Raw genomic sequence first — 25,781 nt, forward strand, 5'->3', positions numbered from 1 at the left:
GGCTGCCGACCGAACGGCTTTCACCCGTTGTGGGCAGTTGGACTAACATTGTAAATCACTTTCTCGGTAACTTTCCTTCTGTTTCGCGTATTATAGCTTTTTGGGGGTCATCGCCGGAATCTCTATTTACATTGCTAAACAAGGGTCGGCATGGAGTACGACGACGTCGGACGCGGGCCGGAGATCGCCGAGGCTGTCAGGGAGTTCGTCGACGAGACGGTGCTTCCGGTCGAGCGCGAGTGGCTCGGCCGGGGACCGGTTCCGCCGGCCGAGATCGAGGCGCTGCGAGACGCCGCGCGCGACAGGGGGATCTACGCCCCGCAGGTCGACGAGGCGTACGGCGGCCTCGGGCTCGGCTTCCGCGAGATGCTGCCGGTGTTCGAGGAGGCGGGACGGAGCCTGCTCGGCCCGACCGCGCTCCGCTGTGCGGCGCCGGACGAGGGGAACATGCACACCCTCGAGATCGCGGCCACGGAGGACCAGAAGGAGCGCTGGCTCCGCCCGCTCGCGGCCGCCGAGATCGACTCCGGGTTCGCGATGACGGAGCCGATACAGGGCGGGGGGTCGGACCCGAAGATGCTCGGAACGACCGCCGAGAAGGACGGCGACGAGTGGGTGATCGACGGGCACAAGTGGTGGACGACGGGCGGGGTCGACGCCGACCTGCTCCTGACCTTCGCCCGCACCGATCAGGACGCGCACCCGTACGCGGGATGTTCGGTCATCCTCGTGCCCGCCGACGCCGACGGCGTCGAGATCGTCCGGAACATCCCGCACCTCGGCGAGGGGTTGGTCGGGACGACGCACGCGGAGATCCGGTTCGACGGCGTCCGGGTCCCGGTCGAGAACACGCTCGGCGAGGAGAACGAGGGGTTCACGCTGGTCCAGCGGCGGCTCGGACCCGCTCGGCTCACCCACTGTATGCGGTACGCCGGGATGGCCGACCGCGCGCTCGACATCGCGACCGCCTACCTCTCCGAGCGGGAGGGGTTCGGCGAGAAGCTCTCGGAGAAGCAGGGGCCGCGGTTCCGGATCGCCGACCGGCGCACCGAACTCCACGCCGCCCGCACATTGGTCAGACACGCCGCCGGGCGGATCGCCGACGGCCACGAGGCGCGGATCGAGGTGGCGATGGCGAAGACGTTCGCCGCGAACGTGACCCAAGAAGCGATCGACGACGCCCTCCAGTTCTGCGGCGGCAACGGGATCGCCTACGACCTGCCGATCGCGCGCTTCCACGAGAACGTCCGGCAGTTCCGGATCGTGGACGGCGCCGACGAGGTCCACCGGCGGTCGATCGCGCGCGACGCGTTCGAGGACCCGCCGACAGAGGAGCTGGAGGCCGTCACTCGGTTCGGCGAGTTCGATTGAGCAAACGGTCGGCGCCGGGGGTCACGCCTCGTCGCCGTCCTCTTGGAACACTTCGAACAGCTCGGGGTCGGTCCCGAACTTGAGGACGTTCGTCACGACGGAGTTGCGGAGGTTGTTGATCAACTCGCCGTACTCCTTGTAGAACTCGTGGATCCACTTCGACTCCTGTTCGCGGTCTTTGAACATCATGATCGTCTTCCACTGGTAGTCGCCGTCCGACAGGAAGTACATGAACGTGTGGCGGCTCGACCGGACGTGTTCGAGCGCCTCGCGCCAGTTCTCTTCGAACCCCTCGGGGTTGAACTGGAACTCGAACAGCGAGAAGAAGAGGTGCTCCTCGTTCGGGACGAGCGCCTCGCGGAACACGCCGTCCTCCCGCATGCGCCGGATCGACTCGTTGACGGTGACGTGCGAGACATCGATGTCGTGTTCCTCGGCCAGGAGGTCCCGGAGTCCGCGGGAGGTGAGCTGCGGGTCGCGAGCGAGTTCCTGGAGGATGATCGTGTCCCGCTCGGAGAGGTGCCAGTCGGGACGCGGCTGTTTCTCGGGCATTGCTTCCATATGGGTGGAGTCGTCACGCTAATCAGTATTTGGACTGGCCGGAAGCCGCGCGGCGACCGCGGTACCGTGCGACCGCGAACCGGCGTCTTCCCGAGACGTGGGGACGGCGGGNGCTAATCAGTATTTGGACTGGCCGGAAGCCGCGCGGCGACCGCGGTACCGTGCGACCGCGAACCGGCGTCTTCCCGAGACGTGGGGACGGCGGGTGGTTTTTGGTGGTTCGACTGCGAAGGGCTCCCATGGCGACCAATACCCCGGGTCCCGACCCGACGGACGGCGGGGACTTCGACTACACCGGCGGCGCGGTGGAGCGACCGGACCTCGTCGACGCGCTCGACGAGCGCGTCGCGGGCGACGTGCGGTTCGACGACTACTCGAAGCGGCTGTACGCGACCGACGCGTCGGCGTACGAGGTCACCCCGATCGGCGTCGTGATCCCGGAGTCGACCGCTGACGTCGCGGCCGTCCACGAGTACTGCTTCGCGGAGGGGATCCCCGTCCTCCCTCGCGGCGGCGGCACCTCCCTCGCCGGACAGACCGTCAACGAGGCGGTCGTCCTCGATCTGACCGGCGAGATGGACGACGTGCTGTCGACCGACCCGGACGCGAAGCGGGCGCGCGTCCAAGCGGGCGCGTACGTCGGCGACCTCAACGCCGCGGTCGAGCCGGAGGGCCTGAAGTTCGCGCCCGACCCGGCGTGGCGCGACAAGTCCGCGGTCGGCGGCGCGATCGGCAACAACTCCACCGGCTCGCACTCGCTGAAGTACGGGAAGACGGACCACTACGTCGAGGAGTTGGAGGTCGTCCTCGCGGACGGCACCGTGGCGACGTTCGGCGAGGTCGCGGTCGAGGAACTTCGGGAGTCGGCGGACCCCGACGCCGCCGACCTGCTGTCCCGAATTCACGCCGAGGTCGTCCGGATCCTCGACGAGGAGGCCGACCAGATAGACGAGCGGTTCCCGGAGCTGAAGCGGAACGTCTCCGGCTACAACCTCGACCGCCTGCTCGCGGAGTACCGCGGGGAGTACGGCGAGGAAGGGGTCGTCAACCTCGGGCGCCTCATGGCCGGCAGCGAGGGGACGCTCGCGACGGTGACGGAGGCGACCGTCTCGCTCGTGGAGATCCCGGAGACGAAGGCGGTCGCGCTGCTCACCTACGACGACCTCCTCGACGCGATGGAGGACGTGGCGGCGTGTCTGGAACACGACCCGGCCGCCGTCGAGGTGATGGACGACGTGCTGCTGGGGCTCGCCGCCGACACGCCCGAGTTCGAGGACGTCGTCGGGATGCTCCCCGACGGGACCGACTCCGTCCTGCTCGTCGAGTTCTACGCCGAGAGCGACGCCGAAGGGAAGCGGAAGGTCGCGGACCTGATCGCTGACCGCGTGGGCGCCGGTGAGGGCGCAGAGGAGGGGCAGATCGACACCGCGGCCGAGCCGAGCGCGGGCGCCGCCGAGACGACGAGCCATCCGCGCCGGGCGGCACACGCGATGGAGGCACACGACCCCGAGCAGCGCGACCGCTTCTGGAAGATGCGCAAGGCGGGGCTGCCGATCCTCCTCTCGCGCACGACCGACGAGAAGCACATCTCCTTCATCGAGGACTGCGCCATCCCGCCGGAACACCTCCCGGAGTACACCCGCGAGTTCCAGCAGATCCTGGAGGACAACGACACGTTCGCCACCTTCTACGCGCACGCCGGCCCGGGGGTGTTGCACGTCCGCCCGCTGATCAACACGAAGGAGGTCGACGACGTCGAGGCGATGCTCGACATCGCCGACCGCGTCACCGACGCGGTGGTCCGGCTCGGCGGCTCCGTCTCGGGCGAACACGGCGACGGGCGCGCGCGGACCCAGTGGAACCGGAAGCTGTACGGCGACGACCTCTGGGACGCCTTCCGCGACCTCAAGACTGCGTTCGACCCCGACTGGCTGCTCAACCCCGGGAACGTCTGCGGGGACGTCGACATGCGCGAGAACCTCCGGTTCGACGCCGACTACGAGTACGACGCCGGCTTCGATCCCGCGATGGAGTGGGCCGTCGACAACGGGATGCAGGGGATGGTGGAGCTCTGTCACGGCTGCGGGGGCTGTCGCGGCCCGCAGGAGACCACCGGCGGCGTGATGTGTCCCACCTACCGCGCCGCCGACGAGGAGGTCCAGTCGACCCGGGGCCGCGCGAACATGCTCCGCGGGGCCATCTCCGGCGAACTCCCGGACGACCCGACCGACGACGAGTTCGTCACCGAGGTGATGGACCTGTGCGTCGGCTGTAAGGGGTGTAAGGTGGACTGCCCGAGCGGCGTCGACATGGCGAAGCTGAAGGCCGAGGTCGAACACGCCCACCACGAGGAACACGGGATCGACCTCCGGACCCGCCTGCTCGGCCATTTCGAGTCGCTCGCGCCGCTCGCCTCGCGGTTCGCGCCGCTGTCGAACCTCCCGAACAAGATTCCCGGGAGCGGGCTCATCGCGGAGAAGGCGCTCGGGATCGCGAGGGAGCGCGACCTCCCCGAGTTCCGCTCGGAGACGCTCGTCGACTGGTTCGAGGCCCGCGGCGGGGCGGGCGTCCCGCGGGAGGAGGCCGCCCGCGACGTGCTGCTCTTCCCCGACGTGTACACCACCTACACGAACCCCGGCGCGGGGAAGGCCGCGGTGCGCGTGCTGGAGGCCGCGAACTGCCACGTCGAGATCCCGGACGTCGACGGAAGCGGGCGGCCGCCCCACTCGAAGGGGATGCTCGACGTGTCGCGCGCGACGGCGAGGGAGGCCGTGGAGACGCTCGCGCCCGACGTCCGCGACGGCTGGGACGTGGTCGTCGTGGAGCCCTCGGACGCCGTCATGCTCCAGTCCGACTACCACGACCTGCTCGACGGCGACGCCAGCGACGTGCCCGACGCCGACGTGGCGGCCGTCTCGGAGCGCGCCTACGGCGTCATGGAGTACGTCGACGCCCACCGGCTCGACGAGGAACTCCCCCTCGACGCCCCGACCGAGTCACTCACCTATCACGGCCACTGCCACCAGAAGGCGACGAAGAAGGACCACCACGCGGTCGGCGTCCTCCGGCGCGCCGGCTACGGCGTCGACCCCCTCGACTCCTCCTGTTGCGGGATGGCGGGTTCGTTCGGCTACGAGGCGGAACACTACTCGATGAGCAAGGCGATCGGCGAGAACCTCTTCGAACAGGTCGACGCCAGCGACGGCGACGCCCTCGTCGCGCCGGGGACCTCCTGCCGGACGCAGCTGGAGGAGGGACCGGGCGAGGTGCCGGAGCCGGACCACCCGATCGAGAAGCTGGCGGCCGCGCTGGCGTAGGCGACGACCAGTCCGGTGGTTACTCCGCCCCGGGCCACACGTTCGCCCCGACGAGGGCGATCAGGTACGAGAACGCGGGGAAGGTCACCGCGACCACGGCGAGGAACGCCGGGTCGAGTCCGGCCGGGTCGTCGGAGAGCCAGCCGGTGTACTGGAGGACGGCCATCGTGAGGACCACGACCGCCGTGTTGAGCGCGTACTCGGAGAGCGACGGGTTCGGGAACCGCATACGGTCGACTCGCGCCGCCGCTCACTCAACGGTTTCGGCCCGGTCCCGCTCGCGTTCCCGCCGGCGGGCCAACACCCGTTGGAACCCCTTTCCGGGCCCGCCCTCGATCGGCCATCCCTTCGTGCGCCACTGCGGGGGTTCCGGCGAGAACTCGGGACACGAGCCCGAACACTCTCGCGCGGTCGGGACCTTCCCCTTCGCCGCGCAGTACGGGACGAGGGCGCGCCCCTCGCGTCGCAGTTCGAAGTGCCGGCAGTCGGGGCGCATCGTGTCGTGGAAGGAGCGCCACCCCTTCCCGTAGGCGCGCTCGGCGATCTCCAGCCGCAGCGTCTCCGTCTCGGGGTCGCGGCGCTCGCCGCCGCTCGGAGAGAGGTCGCTCGGGTGCCACGCCACGTCGGCCACGGCGGCGTCGACGCCCCCGGAGAAGTCGGTCGCGAGGACCCCGGCCTCGACGGGCATCTCGCGGAGCAGGGCGGGCTCGACGCGCTCGCCGGTCGTCTCGGTCGCGAGCCACGCCTCGTCGGCGAGCGCGGTTTCGACGTCGTGTTCGAGCTGGTCGGCGAGCCGGTCGGCCGCGGAGCGGTCGAGGTCCGGCTTGTTCTCGACCGCGACGATCCGCTCCACCCAGTCCGGGTACGGTCGCTTCCGGCGGATCTGGATCCGGTTGCCGTCGCGGCGCTTCTCGATCAGGTCCCGGCCCGCGGCGCGGTGGACCGCCTGTCGGACGTAGCGCCACGGGTAGCCGGGATCGGGGAGCGCGTCACGGTAGAACGCCCACTCGGCGGGCGCGCCGCGAACGACGTGGAGGAGGTCGGAGTCGATGGTCCGGTCGCCGAACGCGCGCCGCCGGTCGAACGCCGCGGGGTCGACCTCGATAACGACGGTGTCCCAGCGGCGCTCCTGCGTGCCCAGTTGTCGGGAGACGATCGCCGGTCGGGGGCCCTCGCTGGGGTGCCAGGCCAGCTCGGCGTGCCGGCAGACCAGTAGCTCGTAGCCGAACTCGGCGTCGGGTGTCACTGGTCGGACCGTCGCGCGGAGCGGACAAAAGCGAACCGCTCGGGGACGGAGCCGTCGCCGCCCGCGAGCCCCCGCGTCCCGGTCAGACGTATTTCCCGCTCTCGTCGTCCTTCCGCTCGTCGAGGTAGTCGTGGGCGTCCTCCAAGATTTCGCGCGGACCGTCCTGGGTGATCGTGTTGAGCGCCTGATCGTAGTCGCGCCACTGGAGGTCGCGGTGTTCTTTCGAGAGCTCCGCGCTCGCCTCGAACGAGCGGGCGATGAACAGGTGGACCGTCTTGTGGATGGTCTTCCCGTTCGCCTCGAACACGTAGTCGTACTCCCTGCGGAACCCGTCGATCAGCCGGAAATCCTCGATCCCGGCCTCCTCGCCGACTTCTCGTATCGCCGTCTGCTGGAGCTCCTCGTCCCCCTCGACCCCGCCTTTGGGGAACTCCCAGTCCCCCGGTCGGCTCTTCAGGAGCAAGTACTCCCGTTCGCCGCGGGTATCGCGGAAGAGGATGGCTCCGGCACTGGTCGCTTCGACCGTCATTAGCCGCAGGTAAGCGATCACCCCTAAAGAGCGTGTCGGACTCCCGAACAGAGAGCGACGACTCGGCGGTGTCGACCGGTCTCCGCGCGAGATTCGCGGCGCGGTCGCGGACGCCCGTCGTGGGTAGGTGCGTTTTTACCGCTCGGGCGGGCATTACCGCACGACCCCCAGCCATGACCTTCGTCACGAAACTCGACTTCGCGTCCGGCGACCGCGACGTGCTCGTCGAGACCGTCCAGGAGCTCAAGGAGACGATCGAACGCAAGGGCGCGGAGTGTAAGGGGCCGCACGCGAGCCCCTCGGAGCGCGTCACCGTGCCGCTGTACAAGGACCTCTCCCCGGGCGACGAGTTCTCGCCGTGGCGCTACGACGTGTACCACCGCTCGATGGAGATCCACGGGGCCGACGACATCGCGCGCGCCGTCGTCGGCCGCGACTTCCCCGACTCGATTCACGTCGAGGTCGAGGTCGACCAGAAGAAGCCGCTCGGCCACCGACGCGACTGAGACCGGCCGCGTTCCGAGCCGCCGGTCGGACGGTCACGGCTGCGCTTTTCGCACGATCAAGAGTCGATCCGCGAGCGTCCCGCTCGTCAGCCGAGCGTCCGCAGGTTCTCCGTCTCGACGCGCTCGGGAAGCCGGGCGAGCGCGCGGTCGCACCACGCGTTGTGGCCGAGCGTGAGCGCCGTTTCGGGGTTGGCCGCCGCGAGCGCGACGACCCCCTCCGCGGCGGCGACCTGTGCCGCGTCGTCGGTCCGCTCCGGGACCTCCGCGGTGAGCGGGTACGTCTCCGAGAGCGCGGGCGGATACGGCCCGAACGGCGGCTTCACGCGCCACACCGCGTCGTACGCGTGGTTCGAGGGCGCCTTCGACTCGGTGAGCAGGAGGTCGTCGGGCGCCGCCAGTCGCGCGAGACGGTCGCGGTGGCGCTCCACTTCCGGGCGGCGAGCCGCCTCGTGGGAGGTGTAAAAAAACGCGTCCTTCGAGCCGGGGTCGGTCCGCTCCAGCTCGTCCGCGTGGTCGAGCAGCGCGCGGTAGCCGTCGAGCATCGCCGGGTGGCCGCGGGCGCGGCGGTCGACGAGTTCGAGCAGCGTTCCCGAGCGGATCGCCTCCTTCACGCGCCGCAGCTCCTCGAAGGTGACGTGGAGGTTGTGTTCGGCGAGGAGCCGCTCCGTCTCGCCGTCGTCGAACCCGCGGAGGTCCGCCGGGGTGTGGTCGGCGCACACCGGACACGAGCAGGGGAAGTAGTCCAGATCTTCGAGGTGTTCCGTCCCCGAGACGGTCAGGTAGCGGCCGTCGCGGGCCATCAGCGCGTAGGCGGCCGAGTCGAACAGGTCGCAGCCGGCCGCCACCGCGAGCGCCAGCATCATCGGGTGGCCGGCCCCGAAGAGGTGGACCGGCACGCCCGGCCCGAGGCCGCGCTTCGCCGCACGCACCGCCTCGACCGTCTCGGCGTAGCGGTAGGAGTTGAGCAGCGGGACCATCGCGCCGACCGGGAACACGTCGAGGTCGGCCGCGGCCGCGTGCCGCCCCGCCTCCTCGCGGAGGTCGGCGTACGTCGACCCCTGGACCGGGCCGTTGACCAGCATCTCGCCGGTCTCGGCGGCCTCGGCGTCGGCGAGCGCCCGCTTCGTCGTCACTAGGTCGCGCTCGGCGCGCTCGCGGTCGGCGTCGGGCGGCGTGGGCACGTCGACGGGGGTCGCCACGTCGCTGCCGATCTGCCGCTGGAACTCGATGATCTCCTCGGTCGTCACGTCGATGTCGCCGTACTCGGCCAGCTGGAAGGAGCCGGAGTCGGTCATGATCGCGCCGTCGAAGCCGAGGAACTCGTGGAGCCCCTCGTCGACCACGCGGTCGCGGATGCGGTCCGTGCTGCGGATGATGTAGGAGTTGGTGATCAGCATCGCCGCGCCGAACTCCTCGCGGAGCCGCTCGGGCTCGATCGTGAGCACGTTGGGGTTGACCACGGGCAGGAGCGCCGGCGTCTCCACCGTGACGCCGGCCCGCGGGACCTCCAGCCGACCGATCCGCCCGGCCGCGTCGTGGTCCCGGATCTCGAAGTGATCGCGCATACCTCGACTGCGCGGACGCGAGCGGTAAGGGTTGCGTTCGGGACCGACCGCGCGCCGCCGGTGCGCGGCCGCCTCGCCGGCCTCAGAGCCCGGTCGGGTGCGAGAGGTACGTCGTCTCGACGCCCCACTCGTCCGTCAGCGACTGGAGCGCGCGGACGCCGAACGTCTCCGTCGCGTAGTGGCCGGCGAGGAACACGGTGACTCCGGCCTCCCGCGCGTCGTGGTAGGCCTGTTGTTTCCCCTCGCCGGTGATCAGCGCGTCGGCGTCGGCCGCGACCGCCTCGTCGAGCCAGTCGACCCCGGACCCGGTGACGGCCGCGACGCGCTCGATCTCGTCGGGCCCGAAGTCGAGGACGCGCGTCGGTGACGCCTCCCCGTCGGGCTGTCCCTCGAACCCGTCGAGCGTCTCACGGAGCGCATCCGCTGACCGCGGCTCGCCCGTCTCGCCGATCGTCCCGATCGTCACCGGCCCGATCTCGCCGAACGGCTCGCGGTCCGTGAGCCCGACCGCCTCGGCGACGCCCGCCGCGTTACCCAGCTCTCGGTGCCCGTCGAGCGGGAGGTGCGAGACGTACAGCGCGATGTCGTGTTCGACCAAGGCCGCGATCCGGTCGTGTGCCCGGCCCGTGACGCGCTCGATACCGCCCCACGAGAGTCCGTGGTGGACGACGAGGACGTCGGCGTCCGCGTCCGCGGCGGCCTCGATGGTCGCCGTCGCGGCGTCGACGGCGAACGCGACGCGCTCGACCTCGGTGTCGTCCGGCCCCACTTGGAGCCCGTTCGCGCTCGCGTCGACGTCGGCGTACGCGGCCGTGTCGAGTTCCTCGTCGAGTCGGTCGACGTACTCGGAGAGCTTCATACCGGAGCGTGGGTCGGCCGAGGAATAAAGCGCGGCGGTCCGGCCGGACCGGAGCCGTCGCAGTCGCGATATATCTGGAATTTCGCAGACGGCTATTTATACGAGGCGGTGGCGCGTGCCTGTGAGGCCGCTTCGCGGCCGAGCCGCGAGGGACCGAAGGTCCCTCTGGAAGCCGGCGCTTCGCGCCGGCGACAGCACGCGCGAGGGAGTCGCTGGCGCCGACCGGCGCCAGCGACGAGGCTGGGGAGGTGTGAGGCTGCGGTGCTGTGCGGGGCGGGACTCAAAGGGGCAGCCGGGAGGCGTTCGCAGGCGACGTAAGCACCGCAGCGAGTGAGCACAGCGAACGAGCGAGGAGCGCAACAAGCCTGCGAACGCCTCCCGGCTGGGGCTTTGGAGGTATTCGCGGGTGATCAGTAGACGTCCACGTCTCGTCGAGCGACTGGGGCTATGGAGGTACTCACGGTCGAGCTACCGATAGCATATAAGCGAGCGGCTGGGNGATCAGTAGACGTCCACGTCTCGTCGAGCGACTGGGGCTATGGAGGTACTCACGGTCGAGCTACCGATAGCATATAAGCGAGCGGCTGGGTGCTTAGAATCCTTCACCGTCGCTTCGCTGACAACCGTATATAAACGACAATTTTAGTCGTCGAGTTCCTCGGCGACGGAGTCCGGAGCCGCGTCCGGCCCGCCGGCCGCGGCGTCGGCGATGTCCGCCTCCTCCGGCCCTTGGGCCTCCGCCGTGAACTCGGGGTCGAACAGCCGGAGCGCGGTCCGGATCGTCTCCCAGTCGTCCTCGCCGGCGGCGTCGCGAAGCGAGCGCGTCGGCGCCGCGAGGAGCTGGCCGACCAGCGCGTCCGCCAAGTCTTCCACGGTCTCCCGCTGCTCGTCGGTCAGGTCGCCCTGCGCCTCCAGCTTCGACATCGCGCGGTCGAGCTCGCGCCCCTTCACCCGGTCCGCGCCGGCGTACATCGCCGAGATGGCGTCGTCCGCGCGCTTGCGCTTGTACGCCTCAAGAATGCGGTCGAGCTCGTCGTCGATGATCGACTCGACCTTCCGGGCCTCCTCGGCGCGGCTCTCTCTGGTCCGCCGGGTGACGTCTTCGAGGTCGTCGATGTCGTAGACGGTGACGCCCTCGCGCGCGCCGGCCGCCGGATCCACGTCGCGGGGCTGCGCGATGTCGATACAGACGACCCGCCCGGCCCCGTCGACGTACGACGGGTGGACGACGAGGTCCGGGCTCCCGGTCGCGGTGACGACGAGATCGGCGTCGGGAATGATCGCGGGGAGGTCAGCGAGCGACACCGCCTCCGCGGGGGTGTCGACCTCCTCGGCGACGAACTCCGCGTGCGGCACCGTGCGGTTCGCGACGACGATCTCCGAGACGGCGGTGTCGTCGAGCGTGCGGGCGGCGAGCGTCCCCATCTCGCCGGCGCCGACGACGACCGCCGACCCGTCGGTGAGGTCGATCTCGCTCGCCGCCAGCCGGACCGCCGCGGAGCCGAGCGAGACGACGCCCTCGTTGATCTCGGTCTCCGTCCGGGCGCGCTCGCCGACGTGGAGCGCCTTCGTCACGGCGTCCTTGAGGACGGGGCCGATCCCGCCGGCGGACTTCGACTCCTCGTAGGCCTCGCGCAGCTGGCCGATGATCTGGTCTTCGCCGAGCACGAGCGACTCCAGTCCGGACGCGACGCGCATCAGGTGTTCTAGGCTCTCCTCGTGGTCGAGGCGGCGGACCGCGCCGCCGCGCACGTCCGGCGCGAACGTCGACAGCGCCGTCGCCCCGTCGACGGTCCGGTCGGTGACGACGTACGCCTCCGAGCGGTTGCACGTCTGTACCGCGAACGCCTCCTCGACCCCTTCGCGAGCGAGCAGGTCGGAGACGGTCGCGCGGACGCCGTCGCCGCCGGCGGCCTCGATTTCGTCGACGGTCGCGTCGGCGTGGGCGACGCTCACGCCGGCGATCGCACCCGTCTCTCTCATCGGTCGAGTACCTCCTCGATCACGGTGTCGGCCTCTTGCCGTCCGTTGGATCTCCCCTTTTGTAAACCCTTCCAAACCCCCCGCGATCTGACAACGCGCCGGACCGCTTCCCGGCGTTTCTCGGGCGGTATACCCTCGGATTTCAGCTCCTCGCGGATCTCCCCGGAGAGCGCCGCCATCGCCCCCGCGCCCGCTATCTCGGCCTCGATCCGCTCCCGCAGCGCCTTCGCGAGCGCGGGGCTCGTTCCCCCCGTCGAGAGCGCCACGGTCACCGGGTCGTCCTCGACCGTCGCGGGCACCACCACGCTCCCGGGATCGCGGCCCCCCGAAACGTCGGTCCGATTGATCAAGAGTCCCATGTCGAGCGCGGCAGACTCCACCGCGGCGTTGACCGCGCCGTCGTCGGTCGCGGCGACCGCGAGCGCCGGGGCGAGTCGGTCGATCCACTCGGCGACGTCGTCGGCGTTCGGCGCGGCACGGACCAGTTCGACGGCCGGCGCTTCGTTCCCGTCGTCGCCGGTCTCGTCGTCGCTCTCGCCATCTTCGGCGAGCGATAGCAACCGCTCGTCGAACTCGGGGCTGACGACGACGACCCGCGCGGCCTCGTCGAACCCCTTCGCCTTCCGCGCCCCCACTGGACCGCCACCGAAGACGACGACCGTCTCGCCGGAGAGGTCGTGATACAGGGGCGTCACGCCGTGTTGCTGTCCGCCCGGTCCGCGATGCGGATGCCGGTCTTCTTCAGGATGCGCGTCGAGAACAGCGTGTCCCAGTCCTCGGCGCCGACATCCCAGTACTCGTCCATCAGCTCCCGCACCTCGGCGATCCGGCGCTCGCTCTCCGCCTCCGTGCGGCCGTGCGTCATCGCGAAGAAGTTGTACTCCCAGACGCCGGCGTGACGCGGCCGTTCGTAACAGTGCGTGACGAAGTCCAGCGCCGCCACTGCGGGACCGACCTCGTCGAGGACGTCCTCGGGGACGTTCCAGACCGTCATTCCGTTCTCCGTGTAGCCGAGCGCGTAGTGGTTGGGGATGACGCCGACGCGGCGCACTTTCTCCTCCCGCTCGAACCGCTTGATCGTCTCGATCACCCAGTCCACGTCGGCACCGATCGCGGCCGCGACGTCGGCGTACGGCGTCTCCGTGATCGGCAGCCCGCCCTGAATCTCGACCACGAGGTCGCGCTCGTCCGGCGTGAGCGTCCCGCGGTCACTCGGCGTCACATCGGGGCCGAGGTCCGACAGGTCCACGTCGCCGTCGGACACCGGCCCGTCGACGAGGAACTTCGCGCCGACGTGGAACTCCTGAAGCTTCGGGAGGTTGTACGTCTCTTGGCCCGTCGCGTCCTCTATCTCCGCGAGCACCTCCTCGACCCGGTCGCTCCCGTCCTTGTCGGGGTCCGGGTGGTCCGCGACGCTCACCACGAACCACATGTTGAGGTGCGGGTGTTCCCGCTCGTAGTTGTGCGCGACCGCGGTGAACTCGTTGACGGTCTCCGCGATCGCTTCGTAGCGCTTCTCCGGCGCGTGCATCGCCACGAGCGACGCCGCTCCGCCGATCTCCTCGGCGTTGACGAGCGCGCCGAACCGCGAGAGGATTCCCTCCTCGTCGAGTTCGCGCACGCGCTCGCAAAGCTCCGCGCCCGTCACGTCGACGTCGCGCTCGCGGAGCGCGGCCGCCGCCGCGTCGAAGGGGCGCTCGGCGACCGGAAACCCGCCCTGGAACGCGTTGATGATCGCGCGGTCGAGCGTCGACAGCTCCGCGTCGACCTCTTGCATGGGGAGATATCGGGACCGAGCGAGAATAAGCGGTTCGGCCTGTCGCTGCGGTCGCGCCTCGATCCGCCGGCGGACCGCCGCGCCGCGGTCAGCCGTCCACGTCGCGGGCGATGTCCGCGAGCGACGAGCGCGGCCCGCGGTCCGCGTCGTAGACGGTCCGCTCGCCGGGAATTCGGAGCCCGTACAGCTCGCCGGGCACCACGACGTCGAGGACGACGCTGTCGCCCGGCTCCCGGCCGTTCGCGTCGAGCCACTCGACCAGCCGGTTCGTCCCCTCGCCGGACTCGCGCGCCAGGCGGCGGTTGTCGAACGCGCCGCGGAGGAGGCGCCCCCGCGAGTCGGCCGCGACCCGCGCGTGGTACTCCTCGCGGTCGAACGCGACGCGGATCACGTCTCCCTGACTCACGCCGAGCGCATCGCAGGAACCGGACTCGACGCGCCCGTCGAGCGCGTCGTCGTCCGGGAGCCTGACGCAGGGGCGGCGAGTGCCGCCGCTTCGGGCGAGCGAAACGCGGACCGAGCAAACGTCCTCGCCGTCGGAGGGGACGCGAGGCATCTGATCGGCGTTACTCGTCGGCTTCGTCGTCCGCGTCGCCCTCGCCGAACGCGGCCGCCACGTCGCCGTCGCCGTCGACGACGCTCGCGTTGATCTGCGCGATGTCGTCGTCGACCTCGCGGCCTCGGACGGTGATCCGCTTGCGCTCGCCCTCGCGGGACGGCTCGAAGCCGACGCCGCCCTCCAAGAGCAGTTCCTTCAGGCGCGTGCCGGAGACGTCCTCGCGCATCGGGCGCCCGGTCTCGTCGGAGCCGCCGGTGAGTTCGATCGTGTGGTCGGAGAGCCCGACGGCGTCGCCGCCGATCTCGTCGCCGAGTTCGCGACCGAGGAATCGGTTGGCGTCCTGTCCGTCGACCTCTCGCTGGAACGTCTCGCCGGTCTCGGGGTCGGCGACGACGACTTTGAATTCGGCCATGCCCGAACGCACACTCCCGCGCATAAAAAGCACGTCGAAACGTCGGAACCGCGGACCGCGCCGCGCTCAGGCGTCTGCCCCGTCGACGCGGACGGTTTCGCGCTCGCCGTCGCCCCACGGCCCGTCGACGAACGCGGCCTCGACCGCGCGGGCGACGGTGTCCGGGTCGTCCGGACCGCCCGCGTCGGCGACGCTGCCGACCGACTCCGGGTCGAACGGCACGTCGAGCGCGCCGTAGACGCGATCCGTGACCCGCGCGATCGGGTCGGTGTCCGCCGCCGAGACGACGAGGACGCCCGCGACGAGCGCCGCGTCGGCGCGGACGCGCTGCGCGAGCCCCGCGACCTTGCCGCCGCTCGCGACGCTTCGGGCGTCCTCGGTCGCCGCATCGCCCGTGTCGCCTCCCGCGGGCCCGGCCGCGTCACTGTCCTCGCCCGCGACCCGAAGCGAGTGGTCCCCCGGACAGAACGCGGCCGCCGGTTCCCCGCGGACCACGTCGGCGCCGAGTTCCCGGAGCGCGTCGCGGAGCGTCGCGGTCGCGGTCTCGTACCGCGAGTCGATCGAGCCGCGCGCGTCGCCCGCCGGCACCGCGACGCCGAACGAGAGCGTCGCTCCGGTGTACGCCACCGCGCGCCCCCCGACGTCGCGCTCGACGGGCGGGAAGCCGGCGTCGCGCGCCGCCCGCTTCGCCGCCTCGAATCCGGGCTCGCGGGCGTCCCGCCGACCGAACGCGACCTGCCGCGGCGGCGCGCTGACGCGGACGGCGGGGACGCCCTCCGCGGCGGACGCGAGCAGTTTAGCCGTCGGCTCGCGGTCGGCCGCCGGCGTCGCGAACTCGCCCCTGTACACACGCATGGCGAACCCGACGGCGGGCGCGCACAAGCCCTTTGCGCCGGGCGCGGTCGCCCGTCGGCGCGCTGCGAGCCCCGGAGGCGAGGACGCCCGACGCTCGGCGTGTGACACAACAGTTTTGTCGGCGCTGGAAGTCGTACAGGTATCGATGAGCGATCTGGCCGCGCTGCCGGTTCAGGCCTACCTGATCGCCTGTCTGTTGGCGGGACTCATCGGGCTCTGGCTCGGCCGGGTGGCGTGGCGGGAGCGCGACGAGCCCGGCGGGATCGAGGTCGCGCTCTACCTGCTCTGTGGCGGCGGCGCCGCCGTCCTGTACGCGCTCCAGATCGCCGCGCCCGGCGAGGCCGCGATGACGGTCGCGCTCAACCTCGCGACGCCGCTCGTGGGCGCGCTGCCGATCCTGTGGATCCTCTTCGCGCTGGCGTTCACCGGCCACGACCGCTGGCGGACGGAGAACCGGATCGTCGCGCTCGCGACCCCGGCGTTCGTCTGGGTCCTCCTCGCCTGGTCGAGCGGGACCCACGGGCTGGCCCGGCGCTCGATCGGTCCCGTCTCAGAGGGGCCGTTCACGCTGCTCGGATACGAACTCGGCCCCGCGGGCGGCACGTTCGTCCTCCTCGCGTACGGGCTGTGCGTCGCCGGCACCCTCCTCGTCGTCGACCTCTACGAGCGGACCGGGAACCGCTACCGGCTTCAGGCGTTCGTCGTGCTGCTCGGGACGCTGTTCCCGTTCCTGGCCGGCGTCGCGACGTTCGTCGACGTCGGGAGCTACGCGCACCTCTCGTGGCTGCCGACGGCGTTCGTGATCCACGGGGTGTTCCTCTACGGCACCGTCTTCTGGCTCGGCACCCTCGACGCCGCGGTCGTCGCGCGCGACACCGCCGTCGAGGTGATGCAAGACCCCGTCATCGTCTCCGGCTCCGACGGGCGCATCCGCGACCTGAACCCCGCCGCCGAGGCGATCCTCCCGCCGGACGCGGTCGGCTCGTCGCTGTCGGAGGCGTTCCCCCGGCTGGAGGTCGGCGACGAACACCCGATCGCCATCGGCGACCGCCAGTTCGACATCCAGGAGAACCCGATCACGGACCCGCGCGGGACGGACCGCGGCCACGTGTTCCTGCTCCGCGACGTCACCGCGAGGGAGCGGCGACAGACCGCACTCGAACGCCGAGAGGCCGAACTCGAACGCCAGAACGAGCGGCTCGAGGAGTTCGCCGGCGTCGTCTCGCACGACCTGCGGAACCCGCTCGCCGCCGCGTCCGCGGGAGTGGAACTGGCCCGTCAGCGCAGCGACGACCCGGACGGCGCCCTGGAGCGGGCCGCCAACGCCCACGAGCGCATGGACGACATGATCGAGGGACTGCTCGCGCTGGCAACGGCGGAGGAGACGGTCGACGACCTCGACCGCGTCTCGCTGGACGCGACGGTCAGGCGCGTCTGGTCGCGGCTCGAAACCGAGGACGCGACGCTGACCGTCGAGGGCGACGCGACTGCGCTGGCCGACCGCGACCGGCTCGAACAGCTGACTTCGAACCTGTTCCGCAACGCGATCGATCACGCGGGCGAGGACGTCGCCGTCACGGTCGCCATCACCCGGGACGGCGACGCGGTCGCGCTCGCGGTCGACGACGACGGCCCCGGGATCCCGCCGGAGGAGCGCGACCGCGTCGCCGAGCGCGGCGTGTCGCTCGGCGGCGGCACCGGGCTGGGACTCGCCATCGTCGGCGACATCGTCGAGGCCCACGGGTGGACGCTCTCGGTCGCCGAGTCCGACGCCGGCGGCGCGCGGTTCGTGATCGAGGGGATGGAGGCGGCGGACTCGTGACGGGAGCGCCGGCCGACGGCGGTACCGCCGACGTCGACTCCGACTCGCGGGCGGCGACCGTCGCGCTTCCCGACGACATCGTCGAGCGGTACGAGAAGTTCTCGCGGTTCAACTCCCCGTACCCCGCCCACGACCGCGGCCGCGCGATCGACCTGTACCCGGGGGACGGCGTCGGGCGCTCCCCGGTCGCCGGGACCGTCCGCGAGGTCCGCACCGTCGGCTGTCCGGACCGGCCGTACGCGGCCGCCGAGGACCACCTGATCGTCGTCGGCCTCGCCGACGAGTGGTGCGCCCGCGCCGGCGCGCCCCCCGAAACGGTCGCGCGGATCCTCCACGTGATCCCCGAGGTGGAGCCCGGCGACCGGGTCGCCGTCGGCGACGCGCTCGGCCCGACGACCCGTTCCGGCTTCTTCGGCCAGTGGGTCGACGACCACGTCCACCTCGGCTTCCGCCCGCCGGACGCGAACCCCCTCCGAGCGAGCGGGTCGCTGCCGGTCGCCGCGCCCCTCCCGGTCGAGCCGGTCGCGTGGGACGGGACGGGACGCGTGGTCGAACGCGGCCCGAGCCACGTCGTTCTCGCCGGTCCGCGACGCGCAGCCGACACCGGCCGGTCGTTCGCCGCGCTCGCGAGCGACGAGGGCGTCCCACTCGACGGCGGGGTGACGCACTACGCGGGCGGCGGGACGTTCGGAGCAGCTGAAGAGTCGTCCGTGACGGCCGGGACGACGCTATCGCTTTTCCGGACCGAGATCGGCAGGGTCCGAGCCGACGACGCGGACGCCGGAGCGCCGCGCGTCGAGTGGGCGCCGGTCGACGTCCTCGCGAACGGCGGGCGCGTGACCGGACTCTCGCTGTTCGCCGCGCGCGGCGACCGCTTCGGCGTGAAGGTGGTCTGCCCCGACCGCGAGTTCGATATCGGCGAGTCGGTGACGGTCGAGGTCGTCCCGAGCGACGACCCGATCCGACTCGGCGTCGGGTGAGCGGGGCGTCAATCGTCGGCCGGTTGTCGGGCGTTTCCGGGGGTACAAGCGATCGCGGGATATTCCCCAGACCATGGACCGCACGGAGATCGCGGAGATGGACCCGCTCCCCGACGAGGCGACGGAGTTCGTCGCACGGAAGCTGGAAGACGAACACGGCTACCTCTCGTGGCTGAACACGTCGGTCGAAGTCATCGAGCGCGGTCGCGTCGTGCTCTCGATCCCCTTCGACGACAAGCTCACCAACGCCGACGGGCGGACGATCCACGGCGGGGTCGCGGCGACGCTTATCGACACGGCCGGCGGCGTCGCGCAGCGCACGACGTTCGAGGACCCGCTCGACGGCGGCGTCGCGACGGTGAACCTCAACGCGAACTACCTCCGCCCCGCCGACGGCGACCTCTGCGCCGAGGCCGAGGTGGTGCGGGCGGGCGGGTCGATCGGCGTCAGCAAGATGACCGTCACCACGGCCGGAAACGGCGGCGAAGGCGCCGAGGGGGACGGCGGGGGCGACGAGGACCGCTCGGAGGTCGTCGTCGGTCAGGGGTCGTTCCGGCTGTTCCGCGAGTAGCCCGGAAGGTCGGCGAGGATGGCGTCGAGGCCGCCGCTCTCGTCGAGTTCCGCCGCCAGCGCCGTGACCGGCTCGCGGTCGACGCGGTCGGGAGCGGCGCGGACGGCGACCGACTGCTCGCCGAGCGAGACGAATCCACAGCCGAGCCGCGCCGCCGTCTCGCGAAGGCCGAGGCCGACGTCCGCGTCGCCGGCGGCCACCGCGCGGACCGGGCTCTCGAACGCCTTCGCGGTGCGCTCGTAGCCGTCGATCCGCTCGGCGAGCGCGCGGCGATCCGTGTCGCGCTCGGTCGCGAGGTCGTCGAGCGCCGCGTCGAGGCTGCGCCGGAGCCCCGAGACGGTCGGCCGGCTCCGGAACCGGAGGTCGCGGTCGACGAGGTCCGCGACCCCCGCCACGCCCTCGGGGTTGCCGTCGGAGACGACGAGCCCCCACTCGCGGGTCCAGCCGCCGAGTTCTTCTGCGTCGACATCGCGGTCGGTCGGTCCCGCGGTCACGGCCACGTCGGGGACGCCGTCGCGGAGGCGACGGAGTCCCTCGCGCGAGCCGACAGCGAGGTAGCGGGGGTTGTCGAGGCGGTCGAGTAAGCGATTGAGCGCGGGGTCGTCCTCGCCGACGCCGAGGAGGGTGGGCGGGCGCACGTCCGGCGAGAACAGGTCGACGGAGACCGTCTCGCCGACGTCGAGGTACTCCGTGTCGGGGTCGACCGCGACGACGCCGTCCGCCTCGACGAGACTCGTCGTCGCGCCCGACCCCTTGTCGACCGGGTAGACGAGCGGCGGGTCGTCGTTGTCCAGATCGAGCAGGCCGACCGGCATCAGCCGGAGGCGGCCCTCCGAGTAGCGCTCGCTGACGCCCATCCGGCCCTCGATGGTCGCCGTCGCGGGCTCGGGCTGCCCGGCGGCCTCGCGGATCGCGGGCGCGACGAACGTCCGGAAGATAGTGAGCGCGGACACCGGGTAGCCGGGGAGACCGATGTACGCCGACTCGCCGGCGTCCCCGGATTCGGCGCCAGAAGCGTCGTCGCCGTCGGCGCTCCGGTCCAGCCGGCCGATCAGCATCGGCTTGCCGGGCTTGACCGCGACGCCGTGGAGGAGCAGGTCGCCGCGCGCCTCGATCACGCGGTAGATCACGTCGACCGCGCTCGCCGAGGTCGACCCCGAGGAGAGCACGAGGTCGCACTCGTCGGCCGCCCGGCGGAGCAGCCGCTCCATCTCGTCGTAGTCGTCGCCGGCGTGCGGGTACAGCACCGGATCGCCGCCCGCCTCCTCCACCCCGGCGGCGATCGTCGTCGAGTTCACGTCGTATATCTCGCCGCGGTCGGGGTCGAGTTCGTCGCCGGGTCGGACCAGCTCGTCGCCTGTCGAGACGATGCCGACGCGCGGGCGACCCCTCACCGGGACCTCGTCGACGCCGAGCGCGGAGAGCAGCCCGATCTCGCGGGGCGTCAGTCGCGTGCCCGGACCGAGCGCGCGGGCGCCGGCCGCGATGTCCGTCCCCGCGGTCATCACGTGGTCGCCGGGCGCGACCGAAGTGCGGACGGCGATCTGGGTGGACTCATCGTCGCTCTCACCGGCCTCGTCCGTCCGCTCGACCATCACGACCGCGTCCGCACCGTCCGGCATCACCGCGCCCGTCGATATCTCGGCGCAGGTGCCCGGCTCGACGGTCGCGTCGGGCGCCGCGCCGGCGTGGACCGCGCCGACGAGGTCGAGTTCGGCGGGGTCGGCCTCGTCCGCGCCGAAGGTGTCGCGCGCCCGCACCGCGTACCCGTCCATCGAGGCGCGGTCGAAGCCCGGCACGTCGATGGCGGCGTCGACGCGCTCGGCGAGGACCCGGCCGCGGGCCTCCCGCAACGGGACCGTCTCGGGGGCCGGCGAGAGGTCGAGGGAGTCGATGGCCTCGCGGGCGGCCTCGGGCGTCGCGAGGTCGCGGAACTCCTTGCGGTCGCTCACGGCGTCACCTCCCAGAGTTCCACGTCGACCGTCTCGCCGGCGTCGATCCCCTCCCGCGGCTCGGGGACGACGACCCAGCCGTCCGCGAGCGCGACGCTGGAGAGGATCCCGGAGCCGCTGGCGCGCGTCGGCGTCGCGGTCGGGAGCGCGTCGTCACTGCTGTCTTCGTCGGACGCAGACACGGACACCCGCGCGAACGTCCGCACGCCGGGCTCGCTCGCTACCTTCCGGGCGAGCGTCGCGCGCCGCGTCGGGAAGGGGTCCGCGTCGGTCCCGGTCGCCCGCTTCATCGCGGGTCGGAGGAACTGCGCGGCGTTCACGATACACGCGACCGGGTAACCGGGCAGCGAGACGATCGGCGTCCCCTCGGCCTCGCCGAGACAGACCGGGTGGCCGGGCTTCAGGGCGACGCCGTGGACCAGCACCTCGCCGAGGCCGTCGACGACCTCGGGGATCAGGTCCCGCTTGCCGACGGAGGAGCCGCCGGTGGTGACGACCACGTCCGCGTCGAGGTCGGCCGCGACCGCTTCGCGGAGCGCGTCCGGGTCGTCGGTGACGACGTCGCGGTAGCGCGCCCTGCCGCCCCAGCGCTCGACGAGCCGCGAGACGGTGAGTCCGTTCGTCTCGATCACCTCCCCGGGGCCGGGGTCGGACTCGACCAGTTCCTCGCCGGTCGGGATCACGGCGACCTCGGGCGGCTCCCGGACCGAAACCCGGTCGAGGCCGACCGAGCGCAGGAGGCCGAGGTCGGAGGGGCGCAGGACGTGCCCGGGCTCGTACAGTCGCTGGCCGTCGGCGACGTCCTCGCCGGCCTCGCCGACGTTCTCGCCGGTCGCGACCGCGTCGAACACCTCGACCTCGTCGCCGACCGTCTCCACCTGTTCGATCATCACGACAGCGTCCGCGCCCTCGGGCACCGCGCTCCCGGTGTGGACGCGCGCGGCCTCGCCGGGCGCGACCGCGTCCGATTCGGCGGCCTTGGCCGCGAGGACCGCCGGCGAGCGGTCGCCCGCGCCGAAGGTGTCGCGCGCCCGCACCGCGTACCCGTCCATCGCGGCGCGGTCGTACCCCGGCACGGGCGCGGGCGCGTCGATCGGTTCGGCGACGACGCGCCCGTCGGCCGCCTCGACCGGGACCGACTCCGTCCGGTCGTGCGGCGTGACGGCGTCGAGCAGCGTCGCCCTCGCGTCCGCGACCCGGGTCCGCCGCTTGAACCCGGACTCGCGTCTGTCGTGGCTCATGGGAACACATTCGCGGCCGCGGGCAAAAACCCGTTCTCCGCGGTCGCCGCCGAAAGGAGCGGCCGGCGACCGCGCCGCGCTTCGTCAGGCGAACCAGGAAAGCAGGCGCCGCGTGCGGTGGACCGACTGGAGCGCGGCGACCTTCGCGGCCACCGCCCCGTCCACCGCGGTCCGCTTGGTGGCTCGCGCGCCACGGGCCGCGCCGGTCCGCGCGTAGTACGCCGAGCGGCGGCCGGCCGCGCCGACGTAGTGTTTCGCCGCCATCCGGATCGGCGCGCGCCGCCCCTCGACGGTCGTCGTGCCGCGGCGGATGGCCGCCAGTACGTCGTCGGCCGTGACCTCGTGAACGGAGTCGACGCCCTCGACCGTCAGTTCAGTGAACGCCCGGCCGACGTACTGGAGGTAGTGCGCGTCGCTCGCGGCGACGCCGGGATAGCCGTGTTCGGCCGCGAACCGCCGCGCGCGGCGGTTGCGGTACCCCGTGAACAGCCACGCGTTGAACACCTCGATGGCGTCGACCTCGGCGACCGCCGAGGCGGGCGCCGGCGCCGGTTCCGGCCCTTTCGAATCGGGGTCTGGCGCCTTCGAGTCGGGCGCGTCCGCGTCGACCCTCGAATCAGGTGCCTCCGACTCCGCAGCGTCATCTGTCGCCTCGTCTGCCGGCCCGGGCGTCGGGATGTTGCGCTGGCGGACGCCGTGGCGCGAGCGCTGGAACGGGTGCGGGACGATGGCGACGCCGCCCGCGTCGCGGATCCAGCGGACCGTCTCGGCGTACGACTCCCCACGCGGCGGCATCCGCTCGACGCCGATCGCGAGCAGGTGGCCGTGCGCGGTCGACACTTCCACGCCGGGAATACCGATCAGCCCGTACTCGGGAGCGATCTCGGCCGCCCGCTTCGACTCCCGGATCACGTCGTGGTCGGTGATGACGACCGCGTCGAGCCCGATCTCGGCCGCGTGTTCGAGGATTAGCTCGACCGGCTCGTGGCCGTCGTAGCTCCCCTCGGAGTGGACGTGTGGGTCGATGCTGACGGTGACGCGGGACACGCTCGGACTACGCGGCGGGAGATATATAAATGGAAGAGCGACGGCGGTCGACGTAACAGTTCAGAGACCATTCGGAGTGGGGTCCGAGCGCGCGATCGAACCGCCGATTTCCCGCCGCGTCGTCAGGTCTCGGCCGCCGAATCGACGCTCCGGAGCCGACGCTCCGCAGTCGACGCTCCGAAGCCGACGCCCGGACGCACCGCACCCGGCTCAGCCGAACAGGCCCTTGATCCTGTCGACGACCGAGCCGTCCTCGTCGGACTCCTCGGCCTCCTTCCGCTGCTGTTCGCGCAGTTCGCGGAGCTTCGCGGCCTGGTCGTCGGTCCCCTGCCCGCTGTCGGTCTTCGCCTCGCCGCCTTGGAGCCCCTTCAGTTCCGAGACCGCGTCGTTGACCGTGCCGGAGGTCGTCCGCGTCTCGGTCGCCGACCCGGCGAGCTTCTCGGTGTCGACGTCGGCCTCGTCGACCGCGCTCGTGTTCAGCTCCAGGCGGCGCGTCTCGGAGCGCTCGACGCCGCCCCACGTCAGCTCCGCGTCGTCCAGCTCGCGCTCGATGTCCGCGCGGACCGACTCCTCGGTGACCGCCTCGCCGCCGGATCCGTCGCCCGCGTCCGCGGCGCCGCTGCCGGCGCCCGCAGCGCCCGCGGCCGCACCGCCCGTCGCGCGCTCGACGCGGTGCGCGACCAAGGCGCCGCCCGTGGCGCCGATGACCGCCACCAGCCCGAGCGTGTAGACGGCGACGATCTGGGCGCTGTAGTCCGTGTTGACGACGACGTTCCAGTTGTGCGGGTACGCCCAAGTGAACGCGCCAGTGCTGGCGAGCGTGATCGCGATCCCGGCGCCCGCGAGGTACAGCATCCGGCGATCGACCGGTAGGAGGACGACGATGCCGAACAGCAACGCGGGGAGGCCGACCGCGCCCGCGACCGCGGCCACCTCGCGGACCGCGAACGTCGAGAGTGCGGTCGGGTCGAGCGTCGCGCTGTAGAGGAACACGACGACTCCGATCACTCCGAGTGCGATGCCGGCGGAAAACAGCCCGAACCCGGCGTACACGTCGATCGTCCGGTCCGGATCGCCGACATAGCGGCGGTAGTAGTCGATGAGAACGTTCTCGGCGTCCGCTTCGCTCATGTTCGAACGTTTCCGCCGAGTGTAATGACTGTTACCCCGAGCGCGCGGTGGGCGCGCCGGTCGCCTCACGGGTCTCCCCCACCGACCCGTGCGTTTTTCACCGCGGCCGACGAGGTTCCACGCGAGAATCCGTGTCGCACGAGTGCCCCCGCTGCGGCGCCGCCCTGTCGTCGCTCTCGCTCGGCGCCGCCACCGCGGTCGCCTGTGACGACTGCGGCTACGCCGACGTCGAGGCCGACCACTCCGGCGAGCCGGAGTTCGCCGAGAGCTGGGCGGACGCGCTCGCGCGCTTCGAGGAGAACCAGTAGCCGCCCCACACCATGCCCACGCTCGACATCACCGACGACCACGCCGACCGGATCGAAGCGCTCCGCGAAGAGTTGGCCGCGGCCCACGCCGGCCCGTACGCCTCCGTCGACCGCGAGGACGCGCTCGCGTACCTGCTCGACCTCGCCGACGCCGTCGACGACCCCGACCGCGCCGCGGCGCCGACGGACGGTGACGACGACGGCGACGACGAGCAGTCGGGTGACTCGGGCGGCGCGGCGACCGCGGCGCCTTTCGACCGCGACCGCGCCCGCGAACTGCTCGCGGCGCGGAACCGACGGGACAGCGACCCCGACCCGGACGACCCGATGGACCTGTCCGATATCGCCGCCGCGTTCGACGTCACCGGGCGCAGCGAGATGACCAAAGACGAACTCGTCGACGCGATCATCGACGCCGCGGAGGCGCTCGCCGCCGACCCCTTCGCGCGCGTCGACGTCGACCTCGACGCGGCCGAGTCCGGCGACGAGGAGACGGTGGACGACGAAAGCGACGACGAGGCGACGGACGACGAAAGCGACGCCGACGGCGACGAAGGCGCCGACAGCGACGACGACGAAAGCGACAACGACGACGAAAACGCCGGCGAGGTGACGGACGATGACGGCGGCGCCGGCCAACTGGACGCGATGATGAGCCTCCTCGACACCCACGCCGACAAGTGGCGGGAGGCCGACGGCGACGCGCGGTACGAGGTCGACCTCCCCGACGGGAGCGCCGAGACGGCGCGGACGAAAGACGACGTGCGTGCGCTGCTTTTCAAAAACTACTGACGACGACCACACAGACCAATGGGATTCATCGACGCGGTCCGCGCGTGGCTCTTCGGCGCGGACGACGAGGCGGCCGACGCGGGCGAATCGGGCGACGAACCGGGCGCGAGCCACGCCGACGAAGCCGGCGAAGCCAGCGCGAGCGACCCCGACGAACCCGACGGGCTCGACCCCGCGGCCGCCACCGAGACGCGGACCGCGACCGCCACCGACGACGCGGTGGACGCGCTCCGCGACGTGCGGCGATCGCAGGAATCGGCGGAGTCGCAGGAGACGGCGGACGGAGACCGCGCGACGCCCCCGAACGAGCGGGACCCGAGGCCGCCGGACGACGACCGTCCGAAGTCGTCCGACGGCGGCGGTACCAACCGTTAGGTACCCGGAGGCGAACAGGGAC

Annotated in this window: 25 protein-coding genes; 9 read left to right on the forward strand and 16 right to left on the reverse strand. The window is 71.7% G+C overall.

What is annotated here, in order from left to right:
- The first annotated feature begins 150 nt into the window (after positions 1-150).
- The gene (locus C463_RS14810) at positions 151-1,371 is read left to right on the forward strand and encodes an acyl-CoA dehydrogenase family protein (protein WP_008445286.1); all 1,221 of its coding nucleotides are present in this window, start codon (positions 151-153) and stop codon (positions 1,369-1,371) included.
- A gap of 21 nt (positions 1,372-1,392) precedes the next feature.
- Here C463_RS14810 and C463_RS14815 read toward each other — a convergent pair whose 3' ends face one another.
- Positions 1,393-1,923: a winged helix-turn-helix domain-containing protein gene (locus C463_RS14815; RefSeq protein WP_008445293.1), complete on the reverse strand. Its 531-nt coding sequence runs from the start codon at positions 1,921-1,923 to the stop codon at positions 1,393-1,395.
- Positions 1,924-2,171: 248 nt separating this feature from the next.
- On the opposite strand from C463_RS14815, the gene C463_RS14820 reads away from it, so the two are divergent.
- On the forward strand, positions 2,172-5,249 hold the full coding sequence (locus tag C463_RS14820) for an FAD-binding and (Fe-S)-binding domain-containing protein (RefSeq protein ID WP_008445296.1): 3,078 nt from the start codon (positions 2,172-2,174) through the stop codon (positions 5,247-5,249).
- A gap of 19 nt (positions 5,250-5,268) precedes the next feature.
- Here C463_RS14820 and C463_RS14825 read toward each other — a convergent pair whose 3' ends face one another.
- The 3 genes from C463_RS14825 to C463_RS14835 all read right to left on the reverse strand — a co-directional run bounded on the left by C463_RS14825 (position 5,269) and on the right by C463_RS14835 (position 7,024).
- Entirely contained in the window at positions 5,269-5,478 is a 210-nt protein-coding gene (locus C463_RS14825) for a hypothetical protein (protein ID WP_008445299.1), read from the reverse strand.
- 21 nt (positions 5,479-5,499) lie between these two features.
- Positions 5,500-6,495 (reverse strand): DUF5787 family protein, encoded by a 996-nt coding sequence (locus C463_RS14830; RefSeq protein ID WP_008445300.1) that lies wholly within the window; start codon positions 6,493-6,495, stop codon positions 5,500-5,502.
- Positions 6,496-6,577: 82 nt separating this feature from the next.
- Positions 6,578-7,024, reverse strand: a complete 447-nt coding sequence (locus C463_RS14835) for a bis(5'-nucleosyl)-tetraphosphatase (RefSeq protein ID WP_008445301.1) — start codon at positions 7,022-7,024, stop codon at positions 6,578-6,580.
- A gap of 173 nt (positions 7,025-7,197) precedes the next feature.
- On the opposite strand from C463_RS14835, the gene C463_RS14840 reads away from it, so the two are divergent.
- On the forward strand, positions 7,198-7,530 hold the full coding sequence (locus C463_RS14840; protein ID WP_008445303.1) for an uS10/mL48 family ribosomal protein: 333 nt from the start codon (positions 7,198-7,200) through the stop codon (positions 7,528-7,530).
- 86 nt (positions 7,531-7,616) lie between these two features.
- On the opposite strand, the gene tgtA is transcribed toward C463_RS14840, so the two are convergent.
- The 8 genes from tgtA to C463_RS14880 form a co-directional block, all read right to left on the reverse strand.
- A complete protein-coding gene (tgtA, locus tag C463_RS14845; protein WP_008445305.1) occupies positions 7,617-9,095 on the reverse strand; it encodes a tRNA guanosine(15) transglycosylase TgtA in 1,479 nt (492 codons plus the stop codon).
- A gap of 82 nt (positions 9,096-9,177) precedes the next feature.
- On the reverse strand, positions 9,178-9,954 hold the full coding sequence (locus C463_RS14850; RefSeq protein WP_008445307.1) for a Nif3-like dinuclear metal center hexameric protein: 777 nt from the start codon (positions 9,952-9,954) through the stop codon (positions 9,178-9,180).
- A 642-nt stretch (positions 9,955-10,596) separates the two neighbouring features.
- Positions 10,597-11,937: a glutamyl-tRNA reductase gene (gene hemA, locus C463_RS14855; RefSeq protein ID WP_008445309.1), complete on the reverse strand. Its 1,341-nt coding sequence runs from the start codon at positions 11,935-11,937 to the stop codon at positions 10,597-10,599.
- The gene (locus C463_RS14860; RefSeq protein WP_008445311.1) at positions 11,934-12,632 is read right to left on the reverse strand and encodes a precorrin-2 dehydrogenase/sirohydrochlorin ferrochelatase family protein; all 699 of its coding nucleotides are present in this window, start codon (positions 12,630-12,632) and stop codon (positions 11,934-11,936) included. The genes hemA and C463_RS14860 overlap by 4 nt, the downstream gene beginning before the upstream one ends.
- On the reverse strand, positions 12,629-13,714 hold the full coding sequence (gene ahbB, locus C463_RS14865; RefSeq protein WP_008445328.1) for a siroheme decarboxylase subunit beta: 1,086 nt from the start codon (positions 13,712-13,714) through the stop codon (positions 12,629-12,631). The genes C463_RS14860 and ahbB overlap by 4 nt, the downstream gene beginning before the upstream one ends.
- Before the next feature lie 88 nt (positions 13,715-13,802).
- Positions 13,803-14,270 (reverse strand): DUF7112 family protein, encoded by a 468-nt coding sequence (locus C463_RS14870; protein WP_008445330.1) that lies wholly within the window; start codon positions 14,268-14,270, stop codon positions 13,803-13,805.
- Between the two features lie 10 nt (positions 14,271-14,280).
- The gene (locus C463_RS14875) at positions 14,281-14,685 is read right to left on the reverse strand and encodes a 30S ribosomal protein S6e (RefSeq protein ID WP_008445332.1); all 405 of its coding nucleotides are present in this window, start codon (positions 14,683-14,685) and stop codon (positions 14,281-14,283) included.
- A 66-nt stretch (positions 14,686-14,751) separates the two neighbouring features.
- Positions 14,752-15,540 carry a lipoyl protein ligase domain-containing protein gene (locus C463_RS14880; protein ID WP_049906011.1) on the reverse strand — a complete coding sequence of 263 codons (789 nt, stop codon included), beginning with the start codon at positions 15,538-15,540 and terminating at the stop codon, positions 14,752-14,754.
- A 145-nt stretch (positions 15,541-15,685) separates the two neighbouring features.
- Between C463_RS14880 and C463_RS14885 the strand changes: the two genes are divergently transcribed.
- From C463_RS14885 to C463_RS14895, 3 genes are all read left to right on the forward strand, one after another.
- Entirely contained in the window at positions 15,686-17,362 is a 1,677-nt protein-coding gene (locus C463_RS14885) for a histidine kinase N-terminal 7TM domain-containing protein (protein WP_008445336.1), read from the forward strand.
- Positions 17,359-18,342, forward strand: a complete 984-nt coding sequence (locus C463_RS14890; RefSeq protein WP_008445338.1) for a hypothetical protein — start codon at positions 17,359-17,361, stop codon at positions 18,340-18,342. The genes C463_RS14885 and C463_RS14890 overlap by 4 nt, the downstream gene beginning before the upstream one ends.
- 73 nt (positions 18,343-18,415) lie before the next feature.
- Entirely contained in the window at positions 18,416-18,913 is a 498-nt protein-coding gene (locus C463_RS14895; RefSeq protein WP_008445340.1) for a PaaI family thioesterase, read from the forward strand.
- On the opposite strand, the gene C463_RS14900 is transcribed toward C463_RS14895, so the two are convergent.
- The 4 genes from C463_RS14900 to C463_RS14915 form a co-directional block, all read right to left on the reverse strand.
- On the reverse strand, positions 18,883-20,865 hold the full coding sequence (locus C463_RS14900; RefSeq protein ID WP_008445341.1) for a molybdopterin biosynthesis protein: 1,983 nt from the start codon (positions 20,863-20,865) through the stop codon (positions 18,883-18,885). The genes C463_RS14895 and C463_RS14900 overlap by 31 nt on opposite strands.
- A complete protein-coding gene (locus C463_RS14905) occupies positions 20,862-22,106 on the reverse strand; it encodes a molybdopterin molybdotransferase MoeA (RefSeq protein ID WP_008445344.1) in 1,245 nt (414 codons plus the stop codon). Before C463_RS14905 ends, C463_RS14900 begins: the two co-directional genes overlap by 4 nt.
- An 84-nt stretch (positions 22,107-22,190) precedes the next feature.
- Entirely contained in the window at positions 22,191-23,153 is a 963-nt protein-coding gene (locus C463_RS14910) for a CehA/McbA family metallohydrolase (RefSeq protein WP_008445346.1), read from the reverse strand.
- Positions 23,154-23,363: 210 nt separating this feature from the next.
- Entirely contained in the window at positions 23,364-24,284 is a 921-nt protein-coding gene (locus C463_RS14915; protein ID WP_008445348.1) for a DUF7139 domain-containing protein, read from the reverse strand.
- A gap of 131 nt (positions 24,285-24,415) precedes the next feature.
- Here C463_RS14915 and C463_RS19305 point away from each other — a divergent pair, with 131 nt between their 5' ends.
- From C463_RS19305 to C463_RS14925, 3 genes are read left to right on the forward strand one after another with little or no spacing between them, the layout of a single operon-like run.
- A complete protein-coding gene (locus C463_RS19305) occupies positions 24,416-24,592 on the forward strand; it encodes a hypothetical protein (RefSeq protein ID WP_008445351.1) in 177 nt (58 codons plus the stop codon).
- 12 nt (positions 24,593-24,604) lie between these two features.
- Entirely contained in the window at positions 24,605-25,384 is a 780-nt protein-coding gene (locus C463_RS14920; RefSeq protein WP_008445352.1) for a hypothetical protein, read from the forward strand.
- Positions 25,385-25,402: 18 nt separating this feature from the next.
- Positions 25,403-25,759 (forward strand): hypothetical protein, encoded by a 357-nt coding sequence (locus C463_RS14925; protein ID WP_008445354.1) that lies wholly within the window; start codon positions 25,403-25,405, stop codon positions 25,757-25,759.
- The last annotated feature ends 22 nt before the right edge of the window (positions 25,760-25,781 follow it).

Source organism: Halorubrum californiense DSM 19288, from assembly GCF_000336875.1.
Lineage (GTDB): Archaea > Halobacteriota > Halobacteria > Halobacteriales > Haloferacaceae > Halorubrum > Halorubrum californiense.